A 23035-nucleotide genomic window follows, 5' to 3' on the forward strand; every position below is an offset into this window, starting at 1 on the left:
ATCATGCTGTCAACAGGCTGTTGACAGTTCTTGCCGCCCCCGCGCCGCACGGTGTAGGGAAACCCCCGCATGGACAGCGCCACCCCCCAGCCCTCCCTCTCCGACCGCGCGCGCGCGGCGCTGGAAAACCTCATCCTCTCGGGCGAGCTGGCGCCGGGCAGCCGGTTGAATGAAGTGGCCCTGGCCGCCCGGCTCGGCCTCTCGCGCGGGCCGCTGCGCGAGGCGCTGCGCGCGCTGGAGCGGGACGGGCTGGTCACCGCCGGCCCCGCCGGCCAGGGCATGAGCGTCCGCCGGCCGGACCCCGTGGAACTGGCCGAGCTCTACGACATGCGCGCCCTGCTCCAGGGCTTCATCCTCGCCCGGCTGGCGGAGCGGCAGGCCGCCGGCACCCTGCCCGCCGCGCTGCTGCAACGCCTCGCGGCCCAGGTGGCGGCGATGGACGCGGCCGCCACGGCGGGGGATGCCGCCGGCTATTACGCGCTCAACCTCGCCTTTCATGAGGCGCTCCGGGAAGCCGCCGGGCACCAGCGCGCCGCCACGCTCTACGGGCTGCTGCTGAAGGAAAGCCATCTGGCGCGGCAGCGCTCCCTCACCCGCCCGGAGCGGATGCGCGAGAGCAATGCCGAGCACGCCGCCATGCTCGCCGCCATCACCGCCGGGGATGCGCCCCGCGCCCGCGCCCTGGGGGAAGCCCATGTCGCCCTGGGGGGGAAGCGGCGGTGGTTGGAGTCACTGGCGGACGGATAGAGAAAAAGAAGGGTTCTTTTTTGGAAAAAAGAACCAAAAAACTTTTACAGTAAAATATAATTTTAGAAGATTATGCGAGCACGGGCAGGATCACCTGGGAGGGGTGCGCGGCATCGACGCACAGCGTGTTCTCCGCCACCCGCATCCGCCGCCACGCCCCCTCCAGCTCATAGGTCTGGGGGTTGAGGTCGTAATGCGGGAACTCGCTGGACGCGATGTCCAGCCGCAGCCGGTGCCCGGCCTTGAACAGATTGGCCGTCGGGAACAGCTCGACAGTGATCCTCTCCACCTGGCCCGGCACCATCGGCACGGGGGTGGCGGGGTCGCGCCGGTAGCGCAGGCGCAGGATGCCCTCGCACAGATTCATCGCGAAGCCATGCGGGTAGTCGGTACTGGGCGGGTGCACATCGATCAGCTTCGCGGTGATGTCGGTGTCCGGCGCATCCGAGGCCACGTAAAGCACGGCGGTGACAGGGCCGATCACGGTGAGGTCGCGCGCCAGCGGCGCGGTTTCAAAGACCAGCACATCGGCGCGTGAGGCCAGCGGCAGATAAGGCGGGCGATGGCCGAACATGCCCTCCCTTTCGCGCTGGTCGTAAGGGCCGCCGCCGAGCAGCGGCTCCATCGAGGTGATGGCGCCGCCAACCGTCGGCACCGGCCGCGCCGGGTCGGAGAGCCAGCGCAGCGGCGCGGCGCTGCCCGGCGGCGGGGCGGCGTCCAGCCGGCCATCGCCATGCAGGTGCAGCGCGGTGAAGCGCGTGCCCGGCAGGGGCCAGTCCTCCGCCTCCCGCCAGGAGCCGCCATGCTCCAGCCGGCCCTCGGCATTCTTCCGCCCCGAGCCGCCGCCCATGACGAAGACGCGCACGCGCGGCTCCTCCCCCACGCCATTGGCGATGCCCTTCAGCCAGTGGTCGAAGAAGCGGCGGCGGAAGGCGCGCCAGTCCCCGGCCCAGGAATCGATCGTGGCGGCGGGGCCGAACTCCACCTCGCCAAAGGCCGTCTGGCTGCGGTTGCCATGCGTCCAGGGCCCGAGGATCAGCGAGGGCCGCCCCCGCCCCGCCGCCCGCAGGCCAAGGAAATTCTCCGTGGCCGTGCGCGGATAGGGGTCGTACCAGGAGGACATGTGGACCATCGGCACATCCGCATAGCGGTCGTGCCAGCCGCGCGCATAAAGGCCGAGGCGCTGCCAGTTCGGTCCGAATTCCCCCGCCTGCCACTGCTCGAAGAGATAGGCCTCGTAATCGGGCGCGTGGCGCACCGGGGAATGGCCGGGCTTCCAGGGGAAGCGGGTGAACCAGCCCGCCAGATCCTCCGCCGCGAAGGCGGCGGCGCGCACCGGGTCCGCCCGCGTCTCCGGGGCGAGGCGGCCCTGGTTGAAGGCCCATGTGGCCTGCTTCAGTTCGAAGGCGCCGCCGCGCCGGATGCCACCATTCCAGGCATCGGAAAAGCCGCCGGAATCGAGGATCTGCGCGGCGAGGCCGGGCGGGGCGAGGCAGCCCATCGCCGCCTGGGTATGCGCGGCGTAGGACAGGCCCATGGTGCCGATCCGCCCATTGCACCAGGGCTGGGCGACGAGCCAGGCACAGCAGTCATAGCCATCCGCGCCATCGGCCAGGTATTTCTCGAACTGGCCCTCGCTGCCGTAGCGGCCCCGGCAATCCTGGTAGACGACGGCATAGCCGGCCTCGGTGAAGCCGGCGGCGATCGCCTCGCGCGAAGCCGGGCGTGGATCGGCCGCCGTGCGCTCGGAGCGCGAGGCCTCGCGCTTGCCATAAGGCGTGCGCTCCAGAATGACGGGGAAAGGCCCGGCGCCTTCGGGCAGATAGACATCGGTGGCCAGCCGCACGCCGTCGCGGCAGGGGATCATGTGCTCGGTGCGTCGCATGGCGGGGCGTCCGTCCTGGCTGGGGCATCCGCGGCCGGGGCAAGGGCTGCGGGGCGGGAGAGATCTACGCCCGCGCCGCCGCCCGAGCTATGCCGGGAAGCTATGAGTGGCCGGGAAATTTGTATAAATCGCCGCGCCCCCCGGCACGCTACATGGCTGCCATCTGGCCACGGCATGCGCCTCCCCCCATGCGGGAAGGCGCGGGAACGGGCCGTGTGGGAGAAGCATCCATGGAAGTGGGACGGCACCTGGAGATCCAGGGCTTCGTCGACACCAGGCCGTTCTCGGCGCTGCAGAAGCTGGTTTTCGTCCTGTGCTTCTGCATCGTCCTGCTCGACGGTTTCGACACGGCGATGATCGGTTTCGTCGCGCCCTCGCTGGTGAAGGAATGGGGCATCGCGCGCCCCGCCCTGGCGCCGGTGCTGAGCGCCGCGCTGTTCGGCCTCGCCTGCGGCGCGCTGCTGTCGGGCCCCGTGGCGGACCGCATCGGGCGGCGGATGATCCTCATCCTGGCCGTCGGCATCTTCGGCCTCGCCAGCCTGCTCAGCGCCTGGTCGGGCACGATTGAGCATCTCGTCCTCTGGCGCTTCATCACCGGCGTCGGCCTCGGCGCGGCGATGCCGAACGCGGCGACGCTGATGAGCGAGTATGCGCCCCGCCCGCGCCGCGCCTTCATCGTCAATTCGATGTTCTGCGGCTTCCCGCTGGGCAGCGCGCTGGGCGGCTTCCTGGCGGCCTGGATGATCCCGCAATGGGGCTGGCGCAGCGTCTTCGTGCTGGGCGGGGTGGCGCCGCTCGCGCTGGTGCTCGTCATGATCGCCGCGCTGCCGGAATCCATCCGCTACATGGTGCTGAAGCAGAAGCCGGCGGAGGCCATCCGCGCCATCCTCGGCCGTATCGGGCCCGAGGCGCGGCAGGCCACGCGCTTCGTCCTCGCCGAGGCCGGGCCCGCCGCCTCGGGCGGCATCCGCCTCGTGCTGTCGCGCCGCTACGCGCTCGGCTCGGTCTCGCTCTGGCTGGCCTATTTCATGGGGCTGGTCATCATCTACGCGCTGGTCAACTGGATGCCCGTGCTGTTCGGCGATGCCGGGATGCAGCCGGCGACGGCGGCGATGGTGGCGGCGCTGTTCCAGCTCGGCGGCATCGGCGCCATCTTCGTCGGCTGGCTGATGGACCGTTTCAACCCCAACCGCATCGTCGCCGCGGGCTTCGCCCTGGCGGCTGCGGCGGTGGCCGTGGTGGGCATGGTCACCGGCCATCTCACGCTGCTGGTCTGCGCCGTTTTCTCGGCCGGCACGCTGGTGAACGCGGCGCAGTCCTCGCTGCCGGCCCTCGCCGCGGAATTCTACCCCACCGAGGGCCGCGCCACGGGGGTGAGCTGGATGCTGGGCCTCGGGCGCTTCGGCGGCATCGCCGGCTCCTTCCTGGTGGCCGAGCTGGCGCGGGCGCAGATGTCGCTGACCGGTATTTTCTGGGTGGTCGCCATTCCCGGCCTGATCGCGGGAAGTGCCCTGCTGGCCAAGCAATTCTTCTATCCGGCGGGCGGCGCCCCGGCAGCGCCACGGCAGGTCGCCGCCACGGGTTCCTGAGCAGGACTGCAATGAAGACAAGGCCCGCCGCGCCGGCCGGCCTTGTGCAAGCAAGTGTTACGGCGGCTTCAGCCCGCCACGGGCGGCATGCTAAGGCGCGGCCCCCATCCCACCCACCGTCTTTCCAGGGTGCGCAACATGCCTTTCCTGAACTGGGGAATCCGGCGCCTCGCGCCGTTTCTCCTCCTCCCGTCCCTGCTGGCCTGCGCGCCGCCGGCGCCCGCCGCCAGCGCCTCTGCCAGCGCCAACGTGCAGGTCACGCCGCCCATCGCCGATCTCGCGGTGCTCACGCCGCAGCAGGGCTGCGCCGCGCTGGGGCAGGTGGATCTCACCGGTATCGGCGGCGCCGGCAGCCATGTCGCCACGGTGAGCGAGGCACTGCGCGATGGCGTCGCGGTCTGCGCGGTGCAGGGCGTGCTGGCGCCCGCCATCGGCTTCCAGGTGACGCTGCCGCTGCGCAGCTGGACGCAGCGCTATCTGCAGATCGGCTGTGGCGGCCTCTGTGGCCGGGCTGGCACGATGGTGGGTGCCGCCGATGGCTGCGCGACCCTTCAGGCCGGCGGCTTCGTCATCGCCGCCACGGATATGGGGCACCAGGGCAATGACAGCGCCTTTGGCCGCGACCCGCAGCAGCGCGCCGATTTCGCCTGGCGCGCCCAGCACCTGACGGCCCTGGCGGCGAAGCAGATCACCGCCGCCTTCTATGGCCGTGGCCCGGCCTATTCCTATTTCAGCGGCTGCTCCGATGGCGGGCGCGAGGCGCTGATGGAGGCGCAGCGCTTCCCGGAGGATTTCGACGGCATCATCGCCGGCGCCGCCGCGCTGAACTTCCAGCTGCAGAACGCCATTTTCCACGCCTGGCAGGCGCGCGCCAATACCGGCGCCGATGGCAAGCCCATCCTGACCGCCGCGCGGCTGCCGGTGCTGCACAGGGCCGTGCTGGCGCAATGCGATGCGCTGGACGGGCAGGAGGACGGGCTGGTCTCCGCCCCCGCGCTCTGCCATGTCGATCCCACCCTGCTGCTCTGCCCGCCGGGGCAGCGCCAGGGGGACAACACCTGCCTGACCGCCGCCGAGGCCGAGGTGGCGCGCAAATTCTACGAAGGCCCGCGCGACCCCGCGACGGGGCAGCGCCTGACGGTCGGCGGCCCGCTGCCGGGCTCGGAACTCGCCTGGGCGGGGGTCTATGTGCCGGTCTCGGCCGAACGGCCCTTCACGATGAGCCCGATGATTTCCCTCGGCGTGCTGCGCGACCTCGCCTTTGAGGTGAACCCGCCGGCGGGCTTCCAGCTCTCCGATCTGCGCTTCGACCGCGCCACCTTCGACCGGCTGCGCCCGCGCCATGCGCTGTATGACGCGACCAACCCGGATCTCTCCGCCTTCGCCGCGCGGGGCGGCAAGCTGATCCTCTGGCACGGCCTCGCGGACCCGCATATCTCGCCGCTCAACAGCATCGCCTATCATCAGGCGCTGCGCGGCTTCCTGGGCGAGGAGAAGGCGGAGGGCTTCGAGCGGCTCTATCTGCTGCCCGGCGTCTACCACTGCTCGGGTGGGGAGGGGCCGAGCCTGCTCGACCTGCTGACCCCGATGATGGCCTGGGTGGAGCGCGGGCAGGCGCCGGATGCCCTCGTCACGCGGCAGGCGCAGCCCGGCCAGCGCAACAGCTTCGGCCAGCCGGGGGGGATGCCGGGCGGCCCGGGCGGCGCGCCTCCGGCCGGGCCGCCGCCCCAGGGCATGGCGGGCGGGATGATGCCGCCGCCTCCGGGCCGGCCCAGTGGCATGATTCACAGTGGCATGATGGGCCAGCCCCCCGCCGGCCTGCCGCCACAGGGCGCCCCGGATATGGCCGTGGCGCCGGACCGGACGCGGCCAGTCTATCCCTATCCCTTCGTCGCCGCCCATGACGGGCGGAGGGACGTCAACAGCGCCGCCAGCTACCACCGCGGCCCGCCGCTCGGCGCCGTCACCCTGCCGGACTGGCTGGGCGCAGCGTTCTTCCGCCCCTACGCCTTCCGCGACCGCTAAGGCCGCGTCTTGAGAGGGGCTTTGCCCCTCTCAAACTCTCCCCACCAAAGGCCTGAGGCCTTTGGAAACCCGTTTTGGGTGGTGGGGGCAGGGGGACTCCTTCTGGCCGGGGCGTTTGCGGGCGAGGTTCCCTCTCACCGCCCCGCCAGCCAGGGCAGGCTGGCCACCAGCCCCAGCAGGGCGAGGCTGAGCAACGCCGCCAGCCACAGGGCGAGATCCGCATCCCGCCGCCAGCGCCGCAGCCGGTGCCGCCACAACAGGGCGGGAGGCATGGCGGCGCTCAGGCCGGCACGCCGCGCAGCAGCGCCTGCAACGGCGCCTGCCCGAGGCGAAGGCAGAAATCCCCGAACCCTTCCCCCGCGCCGCGCTGCCGCGCCCAGGCGGCCAGGGCAGGCTCCAGCGTCTCCGCCACCTCGGCCAGCCGCACCTTGTCGGCCACCGGGAAGGACAGGCGCGTCCCCTCGAAATCACCGCCCAGATACAGCACGTAAAGGCCCGGGGCGCGGCCCACCACGCCGATCTCCCCGCCATAAGGCCGGGCGCAGCCATTCGGGCAGCCGGTGATGCGCAGGCTCAGCCGCTCCCCCGCCAGACCGTGCCGGGCCAGGACGCGCTCCAGATCAGCCACGACCTGCCCCCGCACCCGCTCGCCCTCGGCCAGGGCCTGGCCGCAGGTGGGCAGCGCCACGCAGGCCAGCGCCCAGCGCGCCAGCGGCGTCAGATCCTCCGCCAGCACCACCCCGCCCTCGCGCAGCAGGGCCTCCAGCGCGGCGCGGTCGGCCGTGGCGATATTGGTCAGCAGCAGGTCCTGCTGCGGCGTGGCCACGGGGTCGGCGCCGAAGCGGCGGATGGCCTCGCGCAGCACCTGCCGCAGCCCGCCGGCGATCCGCCCGGCCGGGATGGGCAGGCCCAGCCACCACCGCCCATCGCCCTGCGGGTGCCAACCCAGCAGCTCCGGCACGGCGAGCGGCGGCAGCGGCCCCGGCGCCTCCAGCGGGCGGCCGAGATCGGCCGAGAGCCTCTCCCGCACCCATGCCACCCCGCGCTCGGCCACCACGTATTTCAGCCGGGCATGCTTGCGGTCGGCGCGGTCGCCATGGTCGCGGGCGAGGCGGACCACGGCTTCCGCCACCTCCAGCACCTCGTCCCGGCCGATCCGCGCGATGGGGTCGGCGAGGCGCGGATAGGTGGCGGGCTTGTTGTGCGTCATGCCCATGCCACCGCCCACGGTGACGATCCAGCCGGTGACCTCGCCCCCCTCCACCACGGCGAGGAAGCCGAGATCATGCGTCAGCAGGTCGGGCGTGTTGTCGCCGGGATGGGCGAGGCCGATCTTGAACTTCCGTGGCAGGTAGGTGGGGCCGTAGAGCGGCTCCTCCTCCGGCGCGGACCCGGCCGCGCTCTCCTCGTCGAGGAAAATCTGGTGATGGGCGCGGCTGCGCGGCAGCAGGGCGGAGGAGAGGCGGATGGCCTCCGCCTCCAGCCGCGCCTGCACCGCGTCATGCCGGGGCGCCGGGCTTGTGACGACATTGCGCACCACATCGCCACAGGCGGCGAGCGTCGTCATCAGCGCGTGGTTGATGGCGGCGATCAGCGGCTTGACCGCGCCGCGCGCCACGCCGTGGAACTGCACGCCCTGGCGCGTGGTGAGGCGCAGCGTGCCATCGCCATGGCGGTCCGCCAGTTCGTCCAGCACCAGCCATTGCGCGGCGGTGAGCCGGCCGGCCGGGCAGCGGACGCGCACCATGAAGCCCCATTCCTTGTCCAGCCCGGCCTGCTTGCGCGGAGTGGCGGTATCCCGGTCATACTGCTCATAAGTGCCGTGGAATTTCAGCAGCGTGTAGGTTTCTTCCGAAACCCCGCCCGGCGCCGCCCCCCCTGGCGCTGCCCCGGCCGCCAGCTCCTCGCCGATCCGGCCGCGCAGGCGCTGGCTGCCGGATTTGATGTGCTCGGCGCCGGAAAGCTTGGGGGAGGCGTCCATGACGGTGTCCATGCGGGCGGAAAGAGGGGCGGCATTTAAACACTAAAAATTATCGTCATTTCAATCCCCATTTCACGCGCCCTCACACCGTTTAGGTCTGGGCCGCGCTGTGGCATGGCGGCAACAGGGGCGCGGCGCGCGTCCCATTTTCACCATAAAAATTGTTGCTTTGTATTTTTATGGGTCTATCTGAGGGTGAATTGCCGCGCAGTCCTGCCCAGGCTCACCATGTCCGACGTCCCCACCATCCCCGGCTGCTGCCCCGCCGCCCCACCCCCCGCCCTGGATGCGCAGGGGCCGGCGGCGCTGTGCCAGGAGGCGGCATACCAGGAGGCGCAGTGTCTGGCGGCGGAGGCCGAGGCCGCGCTGCGCCCGCGCGATGCGGCGGGGCGCATCGCCTGGCTGCTGGCGCGCTTCCCCGGCCGGCTGGCGGTGGTCTCCTCCTTCGGGGCGGATTCGGCCGTGCTGCTGCATCTGGTGGCGGGGCTGGACCCGGCCCTGCCGGTGCTCTTCCTGGAGACGGGGCGGCTCTTCCCGGAAACCCTGGCCTATCGCGACGCGCTGGCGGCGCGGCTCGGCCTGCGCGGCCTGCGCAGCCTGCGGCCCGATCCGCGGGCGCTGGCGCGGGAGGATGCGCTGGGCGGCCTCTGGGCGGCGGCGCCGGACCGCTGCTGCGCCCTGCGCAAGGTGGCGCCGCTCGATGCCGCCCTGGCCGGCTTCACCGCCTGGATCAACGGGCGCAAGCGCTTCCAGTCCGCCACCCGCGCGGCCCTGCCCCTGGCCGAGGCGACGCCCGGCGGCAAGGTGAGCATCGCCCCGCTGGCCGACTGGGACGCGGCGCGGATCGAGGCCTACCGGCGCGCCCATGCCCTGCCGGCGCATCCGCTGGTGGCGCGCGGCTATCCCTCGATCGGCTGCCAGCCCTGTACCAGCCGCGTCGCCCCCGGCGAGGACCAGCGCGCCGGGCGCTGGCGCGGACAGGACAAGACCGAATGCGGCATCCACCGCCCCGCGATGCCGCGCGCTCCCAGCCCGATACGGAAAGATCCCGTCTGATGGACGATCTGGACCAGCTTGAAGCCGAAAGCCTCTATATCCTGCGCGAGGCCTATAGCCGCCTGCGCCCGCTGGCCATGCTGTGGTCGCTGGGCAAGGATTCCAACGTGATGATCTGGCTGGCGCGCAAGGCCTTCCTCGGCCGTGTGCCCTTCCCCGTGGTGCATCTCGACACCGGCCTGGAATTCCCCGAGGTCTATGAGTTCCGCGACCGCTACGCGCGCGAATGGGGCCTGACACTGATCGACGACCCCTGCCCGCCGATCGAGGCGGTGGACCCCGCCCTGCCGCCCGCCTCACGCCTGGCCGCGCGCAAGACGCACGGGCTGCAGCAGGCCGTCACCCGCTATGGCTTCAACGGGCTGATCGCCGGCATCCGCCGCGACGAGCAGGCGACGCGCGCCAAGGAGCGCGTCTTCTCCCCGCGCGGCGAGGACAATGCCTGGGACGTGCGCGAGCAGCCGCCGGAATTCTGGGATCTCTTCAACCTCGACTTCCCGCCGGGGACGCATGTGCGCGTCCACCCGCTGCTGCACTGGACGGAAATCGATGTGTGGCGCTACATCGAGCGCGAGAACATCCCCGTCTGCCCGCTCTATTTCGCGCGGCAGGGGCAGCGCTACCGCTCGCTCGGCGAGATCGGCATCACCTTCCCCATCGCCAGCGAGGCATCGGACATCCCCGCCATCCTGGCCGAGCTGCGCGCCACCCGCGCGCCGGAGCGCGCCGGCCGGGCGATGGACCATGAAGGCGAGGACGCCTTCGAGCGCCTGCGCAGCGGCGGCTATCTGTGAGCGGGGGCGGCACGGCGATGACCGATGGCCTGATCCCCCCGCCCCACCCCGGTGACATGCCGGGCGAGCCGGCGGGCGCCCCGCCGGGCGGCACGGCGCGCGCCTTTCCCATCGTCGTGGTCGGCCATGTCGATCACGGCAAGTCCACGCTGATCGGGCGGCTGCTGCACGATACCGGCGCGCTGCCGGCCGAGCGCATCGCCCAGCTGCGCGCCATCTCGGCGCGGCGCGGGCTGGATCTCGAATATTCCTTCCTGCTCGACAGCCTCCAGGTGGAGCGCGACCAGGGCATCACCGTGGATGCGGCGCAGATCTGGTTCAGCACGGCGCTGCGGCGCTATGCCATCATCGACGCGCCGGGCCATGCCGAGTTCCTGCGCAACATGGTGACCGGCGCGGCGGCGGCCGAGGCCGCGGTGCTGGTGGTCGATGCCCGCGCCGGCATCTGCGAGCAGACGCGCCGCCATGGCTACCTGCTGAGCCTGCTCGGGCTGCGCCAGGTGGCGGTCGCCGTCAACAAGATCGACCTCGTGGGCCATGACGCGGCGCGCTTCGCGGCGCTGGAGGCGGAGCTGCGCGGCTGGCTCGCCGGGCTCGGGCTGGCGCCCACGGCCATCCTGCCGCTCTCCGCCCGGCATGGCGACAACCTCCTGGCGCGCGGCCCGCATCTCGGCTGGTACCAGGGCCCGACGCTGGTGGAGGCGCTGGATGCCTTCCGCCCGCGCGAGGCGGCGGCGGAGGCGCCGCTGCGCCTGCCGGTGCAGGATGTCTACCGCCAGGGGGAGCAGCGCATCATCGTCGGCCGCGTCGAGAGCGGGCGGCTCGCGGTGGGGGAGCGGCTGCGCTTCACCCCCGGCGGGCAGGAGGCGCGCATCGCCGCCATCGAGGTCTGGAACGGCCGGCAGCCGCGCCTCTCCGCCGGCACGGGGGAGAGCGTGGCGCTGCGCTTCGCGGAGGATGTCTTCGTCGAGCGCGGCGTGGTGGCGGCGCATCCCGCCACGGCCCCGCGCGAGAGCCATGTGGCCACGGTGCAGCTCTTCTGGCTGGACCGCGAGCCGCTGCGCGAGGGGGACCGGCTCTCGCTGCGCCATGGCACCAGCGAGCAGCGCGTGACCGTCGAGGCGATCGAGGCGGTGATCGACGTGCAGACGCTGACGGCGAGCAGCGCCACCTTCCTGCCGCAGAACGGGGTGGGGCGGGCGCGGCTGCGCGCGCGCCGGCCACTGGCGATCGACAGCTATGCCGACAGCCCGCGCACCGGGCGGGGCGTGCTGGTGCGCGGCCACCGCGTGGCCGGCGGCTTCATCGTCGAGGCGCTGCCGGAGCAGGCGCTGGAGCTGACCGCCGTGGACGCGCCGGTGACGCGCGCCGAGCGCGCCCGCGCCAATGCCCATCGCGGCGGGGTGCTGTGGCTGACGGGGCTGCCCGGCTCGGGCAAGAGCACGCTGGCCATGCGGCTGCTGCGCGCCCTCACCGACCAGGGCCGCCAAGCCTATGTGCTGGATGGCGACAATATCCGCCAGGGGCTGAACCGCGACCTCGGCTTCCGCGAGGAGGACCGGCGCGAGAACACGCGGCGCACGGCGGAGGTGGCGCGGCTGCTGGCCGATGCGGGGCTGATCGTCATCGTCGCGCTGATCTCGCCGCTGGCCAGCCACCGGGCGCTGGCGCGGCAGGTGGTGGGCGAGGATTTCCACGAGGTGCATGTGAAGGCTGATCTCGCCACCTGCGAGGCGCGCGACCCGAAGGGGCTCTACCGCAAGGCGCGGCGCGACCAGCTGGCCGATTTCACCGGCATTTCCGCCCCCTATGAGGTGCCGGCCGCGCCGGCGCTGGTGGTCGATACCGCCGCGCTGAACGTGGAGGAGGCGCTGGCCGCGCTGGTGCGCTACAGCCATGACGCCTTTGTCGTACCGGATGAACCACGCTGATGCGTCATTTCCCGATCTTCCTCGACCTGCGCGACCGCCCGGTGCTGCTGCTCGGCGCCGGTGAGGCGCTGGAGGCCAAGGCGGCGCTGCTCGCCTCGGCCGGGGCGCGGCCGCGCCACGCGGCGCGCTTCACGCCCGGGCTGCTGGAGGGCATCGCCCTGGCCTGTGCCGCCGGGGCGCCGGAGGAGGATCTGCGCGCCCTCTCGGAGGCCTGCCGCGCCCGCGGCATCCCGGTGAATGTGGTGGACCGGCCGGAGCTGTGCGGCTTCATCACCCCCGCCATCGTCGACCGTGACCCGATCACCATCGCCATTGGCAGCGGGGGGGCGGCGCCGGTGCTGGCGCGGATGATCCGCCAGCGCATCGAGGCGCTGCTCTCGCCCGGGCTCGGCCGGGTGGCGGCGCTGGCCGGGCGCTTCCAGGCGGCGCTGCGGGCGAGGCTGCCGGATCTGGCGGCGCGGCGGCGCTTCCTGGACGGGGTGCTGACCGGCACCCCCGCCGCGCTGGCCGAGGCGGGGCGCGAGGCGGAGGCGGAGGCCGCCTTCCACGCCGCGCTGGCGGCGGCGGAGGTGGCGCCGCCCGGCATGGTGCATCTGGTGGGCGCCGGCCCTGGTGCGGCGGATCTGCTGACCCTGCGCGCCCTGCGCCTGCTGGGGGAGGCCGATGTGGTGGTGCATGACCGCCTCGTGGCGCCCGAGGTGCTGGCCATGGCGCGGCGCGACGCGCGGCGCATCGATGTCGGCAAGGCGGTGGGCCACCACAGCATCCCGCAGCCCGAGATCAACGCCCTGCTCATCCGCCTCGCGCGGGAGGGGTTGCGGGTGGTGCGGCTGAAGGGTGGGGACCCCTTCGTCTTCGGCCGGGGCGGGGAGGAGAAGGAGGCGCTGGAGGCCGCCGGCGTGGCCTGCGCCGTGGTGCCGGGCATCACCGCCGCGCTGGCCTGCGCGGCGGGGGCGGGGCTGCCGCTGACCCACCGCGATTGCGCGCGCAGCCTGCTGCTGCTGACCGGCCATACCCGCGAGGGCCGCCTGGAGGTCGATTTCGCCAGCCTGACCCGCCCGGGCCAGACCATCGCGGTCTATATGGGCCTGGCGACGATGCCGGCCCTGTTCGAGGGCTTCGTGGCCGCGGGGGGCTCGCCCTCCTGGCCGGCAGCCCTGGTCGAGGCGGGCGGCACGGCGCGGCAGCGCGTGCTGCGCGGCCCCTTCTCCGAGGTGGTCCGCCAGGCGCGCGGCTGGATCACGGAAGGCCCGGCCCTGCTGATCCTGGGCGAGGCCTGTGCCCGCACTGCGGCCTGAAAAGGCGCCGGCCGTCAGGCGAGGAGAGGCACGGCGCGCAACTCCGCCGCCACCTCCTCGATCAAATCCCGCAGCCACACCGCCGAGGGCTCCTTGTCCAGGGGCGCGCGCCAGTAGAGATTCTCGTGGATCGGCGGAATCCGGAAGTCCGGCTCGATGATGCGCAGCGGCAGGTGGCGGATCCGGTCGAGCGCGTGGCGCCGGTGCACCAGCGCCAGATACGGCGTGCCGATCACCATTTCCGCGGCCAGCGTGAAGCCGCTGCACAGGACGCGGTTCTGGGCGCGGTAGCCGTGCTGCGCCAGGAATTCCTCCGCCGTGCTCAGGCGGGAGAAATTGCCGAAGCGCGCATTGACCAGACGCTGCTGGAGAAAATCCTCAAGGGTGATGCGGGGGGGCAGGGCAGTGTTGCCGGCACAGGCGATGATCACGAATTCTTCCGTGAACAGGCGCTGGAAGCGCGGATTGGCGGCGCCGATATGGTCGGGGGCGATGAGGAAGTCGAATTCCCCGGCGGCGCATTTGGCGAGCGCTTCGGAGGTGATGGAGAAGTGGTGCACCTCCATCCCCGGCGCGCGCCGCGCCAGCTCGCGGACGAGGCGCGTCAGCACGAGGCTGGCGATATAGTCCGAGCAGACGAAGGTGAAGCGCCGCTCCGCCGTGGCCGGATCAAAATGCGGCCGTGTCGCGGCGATCTCGCGCGACAGGGCGAGGAATTGCCGCACCGGCTCGCGCAGATGGCTGGCCATCGGCGTGGGCACCAGCCGCCGCCCGACCATGACGAAAAGCTCATCGCCGAAATGCTGGCGCAGCCGGCCCAGCGCGTTGCTGACGGCGGGCTGGCTCAGGAAGAGCTGCTCGGCGGTGCGGCTGACGCTGCCATTCTCCAGGATGGCATCGAGCACGATCAGCAGATTGAGGTCGAGCCTGTGCAGGCGCATGGTTTGTGATGATCCTCCCCCAATACCCCGCCATGCGCGGGCATGGCGGGGATGCGGCCCTCTGCGGGCTTCTCGGGGTCTTCTATCGCGCCCGCCGCGCCGGCCGGCAAGGGTGCGCGCCTATCCCAGGATCGCCACGGCCCGCGTCCAGCCGGCCGATCCGCGCCGGACCTTGTGCGGGAAACAGGAAACCAGGAAGCCGACGGGCGGCAGCACCTCCAGATTGTGCAGCTTCTCCAGGTGGCAATAGCCGATCTCACGCCCCGCCTTGTGGCCCTCCCAGATCAGCGAGACATCGCCGGTCTCGCCGATGCGCCGCGCGGTATGGGAAAAGGGCGCATCCCAGCTCCACGCATCCGTCCCCACGACGCGCACGCCGCGCTCCAGCAGGAAAAGCGTCGCCGCCCGCCCCATGCCGCAGCCGGACTGCACATAATCCGGCTGGCCATAGCGCGCCCCGGCCCGGGTGTTGATGAGAACGATCTCCAGCGGCTGCAGGTCATGGCCGATGCGCCGCAGCTCCGCCTCCACCTCGCCGGGCGTGACGACATGGCCATCCGGCAGGTGCCGGAAATCCAGCTTCACGCCCGGCTGGAAGCACCATTCGAGAGGAACCTCGTCGATCGTCATCGCCGGCCTGGGCGGGCCGAAGCGCGCATCCATGGTGGCGTGGTAGTGATACGGCGCGTCCAGATGCGTGCCGTTATGCGTGGTGATCTGGAGGATCTCGGAGGCCGCCGCCTGGCCCTCGGGGAAGTCCTCCGGCTTCGTGCCGGGCAGCAGGGCCATGAATTCCGGCACCGTCTCGGCATGGCTCTGGTAGCGGATGAGCGGCGCCAGGGGCGGGGGGTCGGAGAGGATGTCGTTCTCCAGATAGATGGAGAGATCGACGAAGCGGCGCGGGGAAGGGAAGTCCATCTCAGATCGGCTCCGCCAGGGCGTGCAGGCTTTCGCGCATGATGCGCGCATGCTCGGCCTTGTCGCCGCCCGTCTTCTCGATTTCGCCAAGGCGCGCGGAATTCTCCACCACCATGCGGCAGCGTTCCCAGCGCCGCGCCTGGAAGCGCGCCAGAAGCTCTGTCAGGGGGCCGCCCCGGCCGACCTCCTCCGCCAGCACGATGGCATCCTCCAGGCCGATGCAGGCGCCGGAGGCCAGATGCGGCGTCGTCGCATGCACCGCATCGCCGATCAGCACCACCCGGCCCCTGTGCCAGGGCCCGCGCATCAGCAGCCCTTCCAGCGGGCGGTAGATGATCTGGGCCTTCTCGTCCAGGCGCGCGCGGATCTCCTGCAGCACGGGGTCCGGAAAATCGCCGAGCAGTCCACGGACATGCGCGACAAAGCCCTGTGGCTCCATCCACGCATTCGTGGCCCGGTCCTCGGTGATGAAGAGATACATCTCCGTACCGGAGACCGGGTTCACGCCCGGCTTGATGCGGGGGCCGATCCACATCGTCGTGGTCTCGATGCCGGGCAGGCGCGGCAGCAGCGCGCGCCAGACACCCTGGCCGCTATAGAGCGGCTTCGGCGCATCGGGGAACACCGCCTGGCGGACCGCCGAGTAAAGCCCGTCCGCGCCGATCACGAGATCATATTTGCCCGTGCTGCCGTCGGTGAAGCGGACCCGTACGCCATCCTCCTCTTCCTCCAGCGCGGTGAAGCTGCAGCCGAGGCGGAGGCGCGTCGTGCTGCGGCGCAGGGCATCGGCCAGGATGCCGGCCAGCACCGGCCGCATCACCCCCGCCCCGCCCGGGACGCCCGGCCCGGCGAGGCGGGGCGTCGGCAGCATCGCCAGCGGCGTGCCATGGGGCGCGCGCAGTTCCACCCCATCGGCGGCATGGGCCCGCGCCAGGAAATCCTCCAGCACGCCGAGCCGCGCCAGGGCGCGCAGCGCCGCGCCGCCCAGGCTGATCCCCGCGCCATAGGGCCGCCAGGACGGGTCCAGCTCGACCAGATCGACCGCCACGCCGATGCGTGACAGTTCCAGCGCGGCGGCCATGCCGGAGAAGCCGCCGCCGATGATCAGGACATTGCGGAGAACCTGCGTCATGGAACCTCCTCGGCGAGATGGCTGGCGTCCACGAGGATCTCGCCCGCCTCGGTGATGTGGAGCGGCACGGCCGACAGAAAGGCGCCCTCGCAGGGGCCTTTCAGGCAGAGGCCGCTGGCCGGATCGAACAGCGCGCCATGGCCGTGGCAGACGATATGGCGCCCTTCGGCGTCGAGATATTCATGCCGGCGCCACGCCATGCGCGCGCCCTCGATATGCGGGCAGGAATCGCGGTAGGCGACCACCTTTTCCTCCAGCCGGAGCAGGAAGATGCTGTCCTGCCCGATGGAATCGGCGAGGAAACCCCGCGCGCCGCCTTCCGGGAGATCGCCGATATGGCAGAGCGGGCGCAGGCTCATGCCACCGCCCCGGCCGGGGCCGTTGCCCCGGCCTCGCCGCGCGGCGCCGGGCGCGGCCCCATCGGCGCCCATTTCTGCCGCAGCTGCATCAGGAAGGATTGCGAGGATTCCGGGCCGGGCGGCATCTCTCGCGGCACCCACTGGTCGTCATGCTGGTCCATATCCGCGTCATACTCGGCATGGCAGCCCATCGGGCAGTTGAAGTACCAGAACCAGTTGCTGCCCATATTGTGCCGCCCCGGACCCCAGAAGGTCTGGTATCCCCGGGCCGATAGCCGCGCGCCCGCCTGCATCAGGCCCGTCGGCCCCGCCATGTGGAACGAGAAATGCTCGATGCCCGTCATCTGCGGCGGCGTCTGGATCAGGAACAGCGTGTGGTGCTCCGTCGTCCCCGCCGGCCGCATGAAGGGGCCGACATCGGTGAAGCGGTCCACCGTCCGGAAGCCGAGCCGCTCGGCATAAAACGCCTCGGCCCGCGCGAAATCCGGGACGAAGTAGACGACATGGGAGAGCGTGCGCGGCGTCAGATCGGCCTCAGGCGAAACGCCCAGCTCGTTCACGCCGCGCAGCGGCGGCTGGCCGGGAATATTCACCCGCTCCCCCGGCAGGGTCACGGGGCGGCGCCGGTCGGTGCGGAAGCGCAGCGCGAAGCCCGCATCGTCAGTGAAGCCGATGCTGCCATCCGCCCCTTCGCTCACCACCCGGTCGCGCGATATCTCGGCGCGGATATCCTCCAGCACGGCGGCGGAGGAAACCGCATAGACCGTCTCGCGCAGCATCGAGCCGCTCGGCAGCGCGGGCGGCAGGGCCGGGTCGTCACGACGGTGCAGACGGATCGCGGTGCCGTCCAGCGCCTCGAAGACGCCCGCCTCCGCAGTCGCCGTCAGGCCGAAATCCGTCAGGAAGGTGGCGCAGGCGCCGATGTCATCGACACCGAAGACCAGGCTGTCGAGTCCAACGATATCCATGGAGGTGTTTCCTTCTCGCCGGCTCAGGAGACACGCCCGCCCAGGGTCTCGGCGACCCAGTCGGCGATGTAGTGACCGGCATTGGCGCTGTTGTCGAAGCTCGAGTGCTGCACGCCGCCTTCGCGGTCGGTGAAGATCTTCAGCGTGCGCTTCGGGCTATTGGTGAGCTGATCATAGGTGCGCTGCGCATAGGCGAGGGGGATCTGGCTGTCCTTCTCCCCATGCGTGACCAAAAAGGGCACGCGGATACGGTCCAGGATGCCATCCAGATGCACCTGCTCGGCGATGCGCATGAAGTCCGGGATGTCGCGCGCGCCCCAGACCCAGCAGACATGGTCCCAGTAGTGAGGAACAGGGAAGTTGCCCTCGCGCTCCAGCCGTTTCTTCTGCACGGCGCGCCAGTCGTGATTCGCGCCCCACACCACGCCGCAGGCGAAGCGCGGCTCGAAGGCCACCGCGCGCGGGCAGTAATAGCCGCCGAGCGAAACCCCCTCCAGCCCGATGCGCCGCGGGTCGATCCCCGGCTGCTGCTCCAGCCAGTCGAGAATGGCGCTGGCCCAGTGCTCGGAATCCACGCGCGCGGTCATGCCGTGCAGGCGCAGCGCCTCGCCCGTGCCGGGCTGGTCCACCACCAGCGAGGCCACGCCCCGCCGCGCCAGCCAGTGCGGCAGCCCGACGCGGTATTTCATCTCCTTCGTCGAATCCAGGCCATTGACCTGCACGAGCAACGGCGCCGGACCCTCCACCCCCTCAGCCGCCACATAGAGGGCCGAGAGATGCTTGCCTTCGTAAGGGATCTCGACGCGCTGGCCATTCTCGCCACTGAGCCGCAGGCCCTTCTCGAAGACGGACAGGAAGCGGCGATACAACTCCAGCCGCCCCGGCGCCCCATGCCCCTGCAACCGCTCGCAGGTGATCAGATAGGTCGCGGCGCGATTGAGCTTCTCCCCGGCCGAGAGCAGGCGGCCCTGCGCCTCATCCTCCTCCGCCAGGGTGATCAGCCGCTCCGCCATATGCGACCATGTGTCGCGGAAAGCCGCCGTGCCCGCCGCGTCAGGGGCCTTCGCCGCCTCTTGCAGCGGCGCGCACATCACCTCGATCTCGCCGATGCGGGCGCCCATCTCGATCGCCAGGTCGACCGAGAGATTCCAGATGTAGTTGGTGGGGAAGTAGCGGAACATGCGTCAATCTCTCCATGGCGCGCCAGCATGAGGCCGCGGCGCGCGGCACGTGGATCAGGAGGGTTCGCCCCGCGCGGCGCCAGGCCGCGGGCGGGCGATCCAGAAGGGAACCAGGCCCAGCAGCGCGGCCAGGGCGCTGAGCCCCGCCACGGCCAGCAGGGCCGAGGCCAGCCCGCCCAGCGCGCCCGTCAGGGCGATCACCAGCACGGGGCTGAGGAAATTTCCGGCGAAGAAGGCGGTCTGCCATGCGCCCGTCCCACGCCCGCGCTGGGCAAAGGGCAGCAGCGCCATGATGGCGGTGAGCAGCGCCGGCAGCAGGATGCCGCAGCCCAGCCCGGCGGCCAGCACGCCCGCCAGCAGCACCGCCATGCCGCCCGGCCCGGCCAGCAGCCCGAGCCCGGCCGCCGCCAGCGCGAAGGCCAGCCCCAGCACCGCCCGCAGCGAGGACCAGCCCAGCCAGCGGAACAGCAGCCCGCCGAGCGGCACGGCAAAAGCCCCGGCGGCATTCATCAGCCCGACCACCTGCGGCGAGGACTCGCCCCGTGCCGCCAGCAGGAAAGGCAACTGGATCGGCGCCATGAAGAACAGGATGGCGGCGAACAGCGCCACGCCATAAAGCGGGCCAAGCTGCCGCCAGGGCAGGCCTTCGACCGGTGCGGCCAGCGCCGGCTTGCCGGCCTGCGGCGCGGCAGGCTCGCGCAGCAGCAGCAGCGCCACGGGAATGGCCGGCAGCGCCAGCGCATAGAGCGCGAAAGGCAGGCGCCAGTTCTCTTCCCCGAGCAGACCGCCCAGCAGCAGGAAGAGGATGGAGGAGAGCGAGGCCGTCCCCGTCTGCCGCACCAGCCACGCCTCCCGCTCGGCGCCCTGGTAGTGGTCGCCGATCAGCGTCGTGCTGGCGGTGATGACCGCCGCTTCCGCCAGCCCGACGCCGAGGCGCGAGAGCAGGATGAGGCCCAGATCATCCAGCACCATCGGCAGCACGCCGCAGAGGCCGTAGAGCAGCAGCCCCGCCAGCAGCAGCGGCCGCCGCCCCGCGCGGTCCGCCAGCCGGCCCAGCAGCGGCGCGCTGAGCGCCACCACCAGCGCCGGCGCCGTCAGCGCAAGCAGGGCCAGCTCCTGCGCATGCGGCTGCCCCGCGAAATGCGCGACGATGCGCGGCAGCACCGGCGCGATCAGCAGCGCCGCCGCGACCGACAGCGTGGAGAGCAGGCACAGGAAGATGCCGCGCGCGAGATCGGCGCGGCGGCCGGGCGTGGCGTCAGGGCGCGGCATGGCCAGGCACCCACAGCGGCAGCGCGATGTTGAACCAGAAGGCATTCGCCTCGCTGCCATTGCGCACATAGGCCGTGCGCTGGTAGTTCAGGTTCACCGCGAAGGGGCCGGCATCATAGGTGAGCGAGGGGCCGAGGCGCAGCTCCTCGAGTTTGTTGCCGTCGCGCTGGCCGGAAATGCCAAAGGCCGGGCCATCGCCGAGCACCGCATTGGTGATGCGGTCCCCCGTCGTCTGGCGCAGATAGCCGCCGGCCAGCGCCGGCCGGAAGCGCCCGAAATTATAGCCGAGGTCGAATTCCACCATCAGCGCCTGCCCGCTGCGGTAGCTCTGCCGGTTGCCGAGGAAGTCGCGCGAGTCATCATTCGTGCTGTTGACGAGATAGCGCGCGCCCACAGCCATTTCCGGCCCCTGAGGGTCGCGGTAGCGATAGGTGAGGACAGGCATGTAGGTGGTGTAGTTGGTGCCGGTGTTCAGCCCGTCACTGGCCTTGTAGCGGCCCGTGCGGGTGGCGATATCGAAGCCCAGCCCGATGGAATGCCCGGCCGCGGGACGCCAGTTCAGCAGCAGCGGGGTGAGGGTGATGTTGCTGAAGCCGGTCGAGGAATCGCCATGGCCGGCAACCTTGCTGTCGAGATGGACATAAGGCACCACCAGCATCGAATAGAGATGTGCGCCCAGCGCCTCGGCCGGCCAACTCGCCAGCAGACGCACCGTCTCGCTCACTCCCGTCAGGCGGAAGCTCGGATTGGCGGCCTTGTTGCCGCTGCCGTCGTAAAGCCCGGCGGAGGTGGTGACATTGCTCTGGCTGAGCGCGAACAGGCCCGGCATCGGCGGGAAGGCGGCAAGGACCATGCCCGAGGCCGTCCCGAGCGGGTAATTGGTGGTGGCATTCTCCGCCGCCCGGAGCGGCAGCGGCGCCAGCACCAGGGCGCAGCCCAGCGCAAAGGCGCGCGGAGCGCGCCATTTCTTCTTCATTGGACATCCTCCATCGGGGCGTTTTATTCGGTATTATTGTTTTGACGTTTTGAATATAAAAACGCGCGAATGGAGGATGTCACGTTTGTTTTTCTGATCCGACCTATCCAGGAAATCCATGGCTGCGCCGCGTGCGCACCAGGGCTGGCCATCGGCAGGCCGGCCGGCATCGTCGGGAGAGGGGAGGGGAGAGTCTTCTTTTTCTGAAGAAAAAGAAGCAAAAAGACTTTGTCCGGAAGCCCCGCCCGCTGGGCGGGGCTTTTTCATGCCGCGCGCATATCGGCCACGAAGCCATCGGCGGCGGCGCGCAGGCTCGTGGCGCGCTCGGCAATGCTGCCGGCGGCGCCACGGACGGCTTCGCCAGCATGGCCGGCCTGATCCGCCGCGCCAGTGACGCGGCCGAAGGAGGCACAGACCTCCTGCGTGCCACTCGCCGCGCGCTGCACGCTGGCGACGATCTCGCGCGTCGCGATGCCCTGCTCCTCCACCGCGGCGGAGACGGTGGTGGTCATGGCGGACATCTCCTCGATCTGCTGGCCAATGCCGCGAATGGCATCCACCACCACCCGCGTCGCCTGCTGGATCTGCCCGATCTGCTCGCTGATTTCCTCGGTGGCCTTGGCGGTCTGGCTGGCGAGGTTCTTGACCTCGGACGCCACCACGGCGAAGCCCTTGCCCGCCTCGCCGGCACGCGCGGCCTCGATGGTGGCATTGAGGGCGAGGAGGTTGGTCTGGCCGGCAATCTGGCCGATCAGCTTCACCACATCGCCGATGCGCACCGCGGCGCCGGAGAGCGCCTCCACCGCCTGGTCCGAGCGGCGCGAGGAATCGGCGACGCTGCGCGCGATGCTCGCTGAGGCACTGACCTGCCGGTTGATCTCGCCGACCGAGGCAATCAGCTCCTCCGCCGCCGCGGCGACCGTCTGCACCGCCTGCGAGGCACCTTCCGCCGTGCCCAGCGCCCCCTGCGCCTCGCGCGAGGTGCTGTCCACCGCGCCGGAAATGCTGCGCGCGGCAGCGGCGAGGCTTTCAGCGGCCTGTTGCAGCGCGGCCACCTCCTGGCGCATGCGCTGCTCGAACAGGGCGGTCAGCCGGTCAGCCTCGGCGCGGCGGACCTGTTCGGCCTGGGTGCGCGCCTGGCGCGCTTCCTCTTCCAGGTCCTGGCTATGCTGCAAGGCCCCGCGCAGCGCCAGCACGGCGCGCGCGATGATGCCGATCTGGTCCCGCCGCTCCAGCCCCGGCACCTGGATGTTGCAATCCCCGCCGGCCAGCCGCTCCAGCAGCCGCGCCATCGCCAGCAAGGGCCGCATGGCCCGCCCGATCAGCAGCCACAGCAGCACCGCGCCGAACACCGCCACCACCGGCGCGATCATCAGCACGATGCGCTGCTGATCGCCCACCAGCGCATCGATCTCGTCCAGCACCCGGCCCACCACCAGGGCCGCCACCACCTGCCCGCCCTCGTCGCGCAGCGGCTTGAAGAGGGCGAGGTTCACCCGCCCGCTGGCGGCCACGATCTCCTGCATGTACTCCTGGCCCTGGCCGAGCACCGGGCCGGTCCAGGGGCCGGGCAGGCGGGCGCCCACGGCGCGCTGCCCATCCGGCGTGCGCGCGCTGGTCGCCACGCGGACATCGCCCACCAGCAGCGCCGCCCCGCCCCCCGTCACCCGCGTGTAATTGTCCAGGACCTCGTTGAAATCCTGCAGCCGCAGGCTGCCCACCATCACCTCCGTGCCCTGGCGGCGGACCGGCCCGGCGCGCTGGATGTGGTCGAACAGCAGGGCCAGTTCGCGCCGCGTCTCCGTCTCGATCTGCGCGCGCAGGGCGGTGCTGGTGTGCCGCACGGAGATGAACTGCGTCACCAGCAGGCTGAGCAGCATCAGCACTGAACTGGTCAGGATGAGCCGGGCTGTCAGCCCGACACGATTCCAGGCAGACCGCATGCTTCGATCCTCGCGCATATCCCTGCTGATATGGCGAGG

General features: G+C 71.3%; 19 protein-coding genes. 7 read left to right on the plus strand and 12 right to left on the minus strand.

The window, feature by feature from the left end:
* Positions 1-69 precede the first annotated feature (69 nt).
* Positions 70-747 carry a GntR family transcriptional regulator gene (locus NON00_RS05965; protein ID WP_256018491.1) on the plus strand — a complete coding sequence of 226 codons (678 nt, stop codon included), beginning with the start codon at positions 70-72 and terminating at the stop codon, positions 745-747.
* 70 nt (positions 748-817) lie between these two features.
* On the opposite strand, the gene NON00_RS05970 is transcribed toward NON00_RS05965, so the two are convergent.
* A complete protein-coding gene (locus NON00_RS05970) occupies positions 818-2632 on the minus strand; it encodes a CocE/NonD family hydrolase (protein WP_256018492.1) in 1815 nt (604 codons plus the stop codon).
* A gap of 230 nt (positions 2633-2862) precedes the next feature.
* Between NON00_RS05970 and NON00_RS05975 the strand changes: the two genes are divergently transcribed.
* The gene (locus NON00_RS05975; protein ID WP_256018494.1) at positions 2863-4221 is read left to right on the plus strand and encodes an MFS transporter; all 1359 of its coding nucleotides are present in this window, start codon (positions 2863-2865) and stop codon (positions 4219-4221) included.
* A 138-nt stretch (positions 4222-4359) separates the two neighbouring features.
* Positions 4360-6246 carry a tannase/feruloyl esterase family alpha/beta hydrolase gene (locus NON00_RS05980; protein WP_256018496.1) on the plus strand — a complete coding sequence of 629 codons (1887 nt, stop codon included), beginning with the start codon at positions 4360-4362 and terminating at the stop codon, positions 6244-6246.
* 134 nt (positions 6247-6380) lie between these two features.
* On the opposite strand, the gene NON00_RS05985 is transcribed toward NON00_RS05980, so the two are convergent.
* Entirely contained in the window at positions 6381-6518 is a 138-nt protein-coding gene (locus NON00_RS05985; RefSeq protein ID WP_256018498.1) for a hypothetical protein, read from the minus strand.
* A gap of 8 nt (positions 6519-6526) precedes the next feature.
* Positions 6527-8227, minus strand: a complete 1701-nt coding sequence (locus tag NON00_RS05990; RefSeq protein ID WP_256018500.1) for an NADPH-dependent assimilatory sulfite reductase hemoprotein subunit — start codon at positions 8225-8227, stop codon at positions 6527-6529.
* A 228-nt stretch (positions 8228-8455) separates the two neighbouring features.
* Here NON00_RS05990 and NON00_RS05995 point away from each other — a divergent pair, with 228 nt between their 5' ends.
* The 4 genes from NON00_RS05995 to cysG are packed head-to-tail and all read left to right on the plus strand — an operon-like array spanning position 8456 to position 13306.
* Positions 8456-9283, plus strand: coding sequence for a phosphoadenylyl-sulfate reductase (locus NON00_RS05995; protein ID WP_256018502.1), 828 nt, complete (start codon positions 8456-8458; stop codon positions 9281-9283).
* Positions 9283-10077 (plus strand): sulfate adenylyltransferase subunit CysD, encoded by a 795-nt coding sequence (gene cysD, locus NON00_RS06000; protein WP_256018504.1) that lies wholly within the window; start codon positions 9283-9285, stop codon positions 10075-10077. Before NON00_RS05995 ends, cysD begins: the two co-directional genes overlap by 1 nt.
* Before the next feature lie 17 nt (positions 10078-10094).
* Positions 10095-12008 (plus strand): adenylyl-sulfate kinase, encoded by a 1914-nt coding sequence (gene cysC / locus NON00_RS06005; RefSeq protein ID WP_256018506.1) that lies wholly within the window; start codon positions 10095-10097, stop codon positions 12006-12008.
* The gene (cysG, locus tag NON00_RS06010; RefSeq protein WP_256018508.1) at positions 12008-13306 is read left to right on the plus strand and encodes a siroheme synthase CysG; all 1299 of its coding nucleotides are present in this window, start codon (positions 12008-12010) and stop codon (positions 13304-13306) included. Before cysC ends, cysG begins: the two co-directional genes overlap by 1 nt.
* Before the next feature lie 14 nt (positions 13307-13320).
* Here the strand turns inward: cysG and NON00_RS06015 are convergent, their stop codons facing one another.
* From NON00_RS06015 to NON00_RS06055, 9 genes are all read right to left on the minus strand, one after another.
* On the minus strand, positions 13321-14247 hold the full coding sequence (locus tag NON00_RS06015; RefSeq protein ID WP_256018510.1) for a LysR family transcriptional regulator: 927 nt from the start codon (positions 14245-14247) through the stop codon (positions 13321-13323).
* A gap of 120 nt (positions 14248-14367) precedes the next feature.
* Entirely contained in the window at positions 14368-15165 is a 798-nt protein-coding gene (locus NON00_RS06020; protein ID WP_256018512.1) for a cyclase family protein, read from the minus strand.
* Position 15166: 1 nt separating this feature from the next.
* Positions 15167-16297 (minus strand): FAD-dependent oxidoreductase, encoded by a 1131-nt coding sequence (locus NON00_RS06025; RefSeq protein WP_256018514.1) that lies wholly within the window; start codon positions 16295-16297, stop codon positions 15167-15169.
* The gene (locus NON00_RS06030; protein WP_256018516.1) at positions 16294-16656 is read right to left on the minus strand and encodes a Rieske 2Fe-2S domain-containing protein; all 363 of its coding nucleotides are present in this window, start codon (positions 16654-16656) and stop codon (positions 16294-16296) included. The genes NON00_RS06025 and NON00_RS06030 overlap by 4 nt, the downstream gene beginning before the upstream one ends.
* Positions 16653-17624: a VOC family protein gene (locus tag NON00_RS06035; protein WP_256018519.1), complete on the minus strand. Its 972-nt coding sequence runs from the start codon at positions 17622-17624 to the stop codon at positions 16653-16655. Before NON00_RS06035 ends, NON00_RS06030 begins: the two co-directional genes overlap by 4 nt.
* Before the next feature lie 23 nt (positions 17625-17647).
* Positions 17648-18805, minus strand: coding sequence for a S9 family peptidase (locus NON00_RS06040; RefSeq protein WP_256018521.1), 1158 nt, complete (start codon positions 18803-18805; stop codon positions 17648-17650).
* Positions 18806-18859: 54 nt separating this feature from the next.
* Complete coding sequence (locus tag NON00_RS06045) at positions 18860-20077, minus strand: MFS transporter (protein ID WP_256018523.1); 1218 nt, start codon at positions 20075-20077, stop codon at positions 18860-18862.
* Positions 20064-21053 (minus strand): transporter, encoded by a 990-nt coding sequence (locus tag NON00_RS06050; protein WP_256018525.1) that lies wholly within the window; start codon positions 21051-21053, stop codon positions 20064-20066. The genes NON00_RS06045 and NON00_RS06050 overlap by 14 nt, the downstream gene beginning before the upstream one ends.
* A gap of 263 nt (positions 21054-21316) precedes the next feature.
* Positions 21317-22996: a methyl-accepting chemotaxis protein gene (locus NON00_RS06055; protein WP_256018528.1), complete on the minus strand. Its 1680-nt coding sequence runs from the start codon at positions 22994-22996 to the stop codon at positions 21317-21319.
* Positions 22997-23035: the final 39 nt, after the last annotated feature.

Origin of the sequence: Roseomonas sp. GC11 (assembly GCF_024437745.1) — a bacterium.
GTDB lineage: Bacteria > Pseudomonadota > Alphaproteobacteria > Acetobacterales > Acetobacteraceae > Pseudoroseomonas.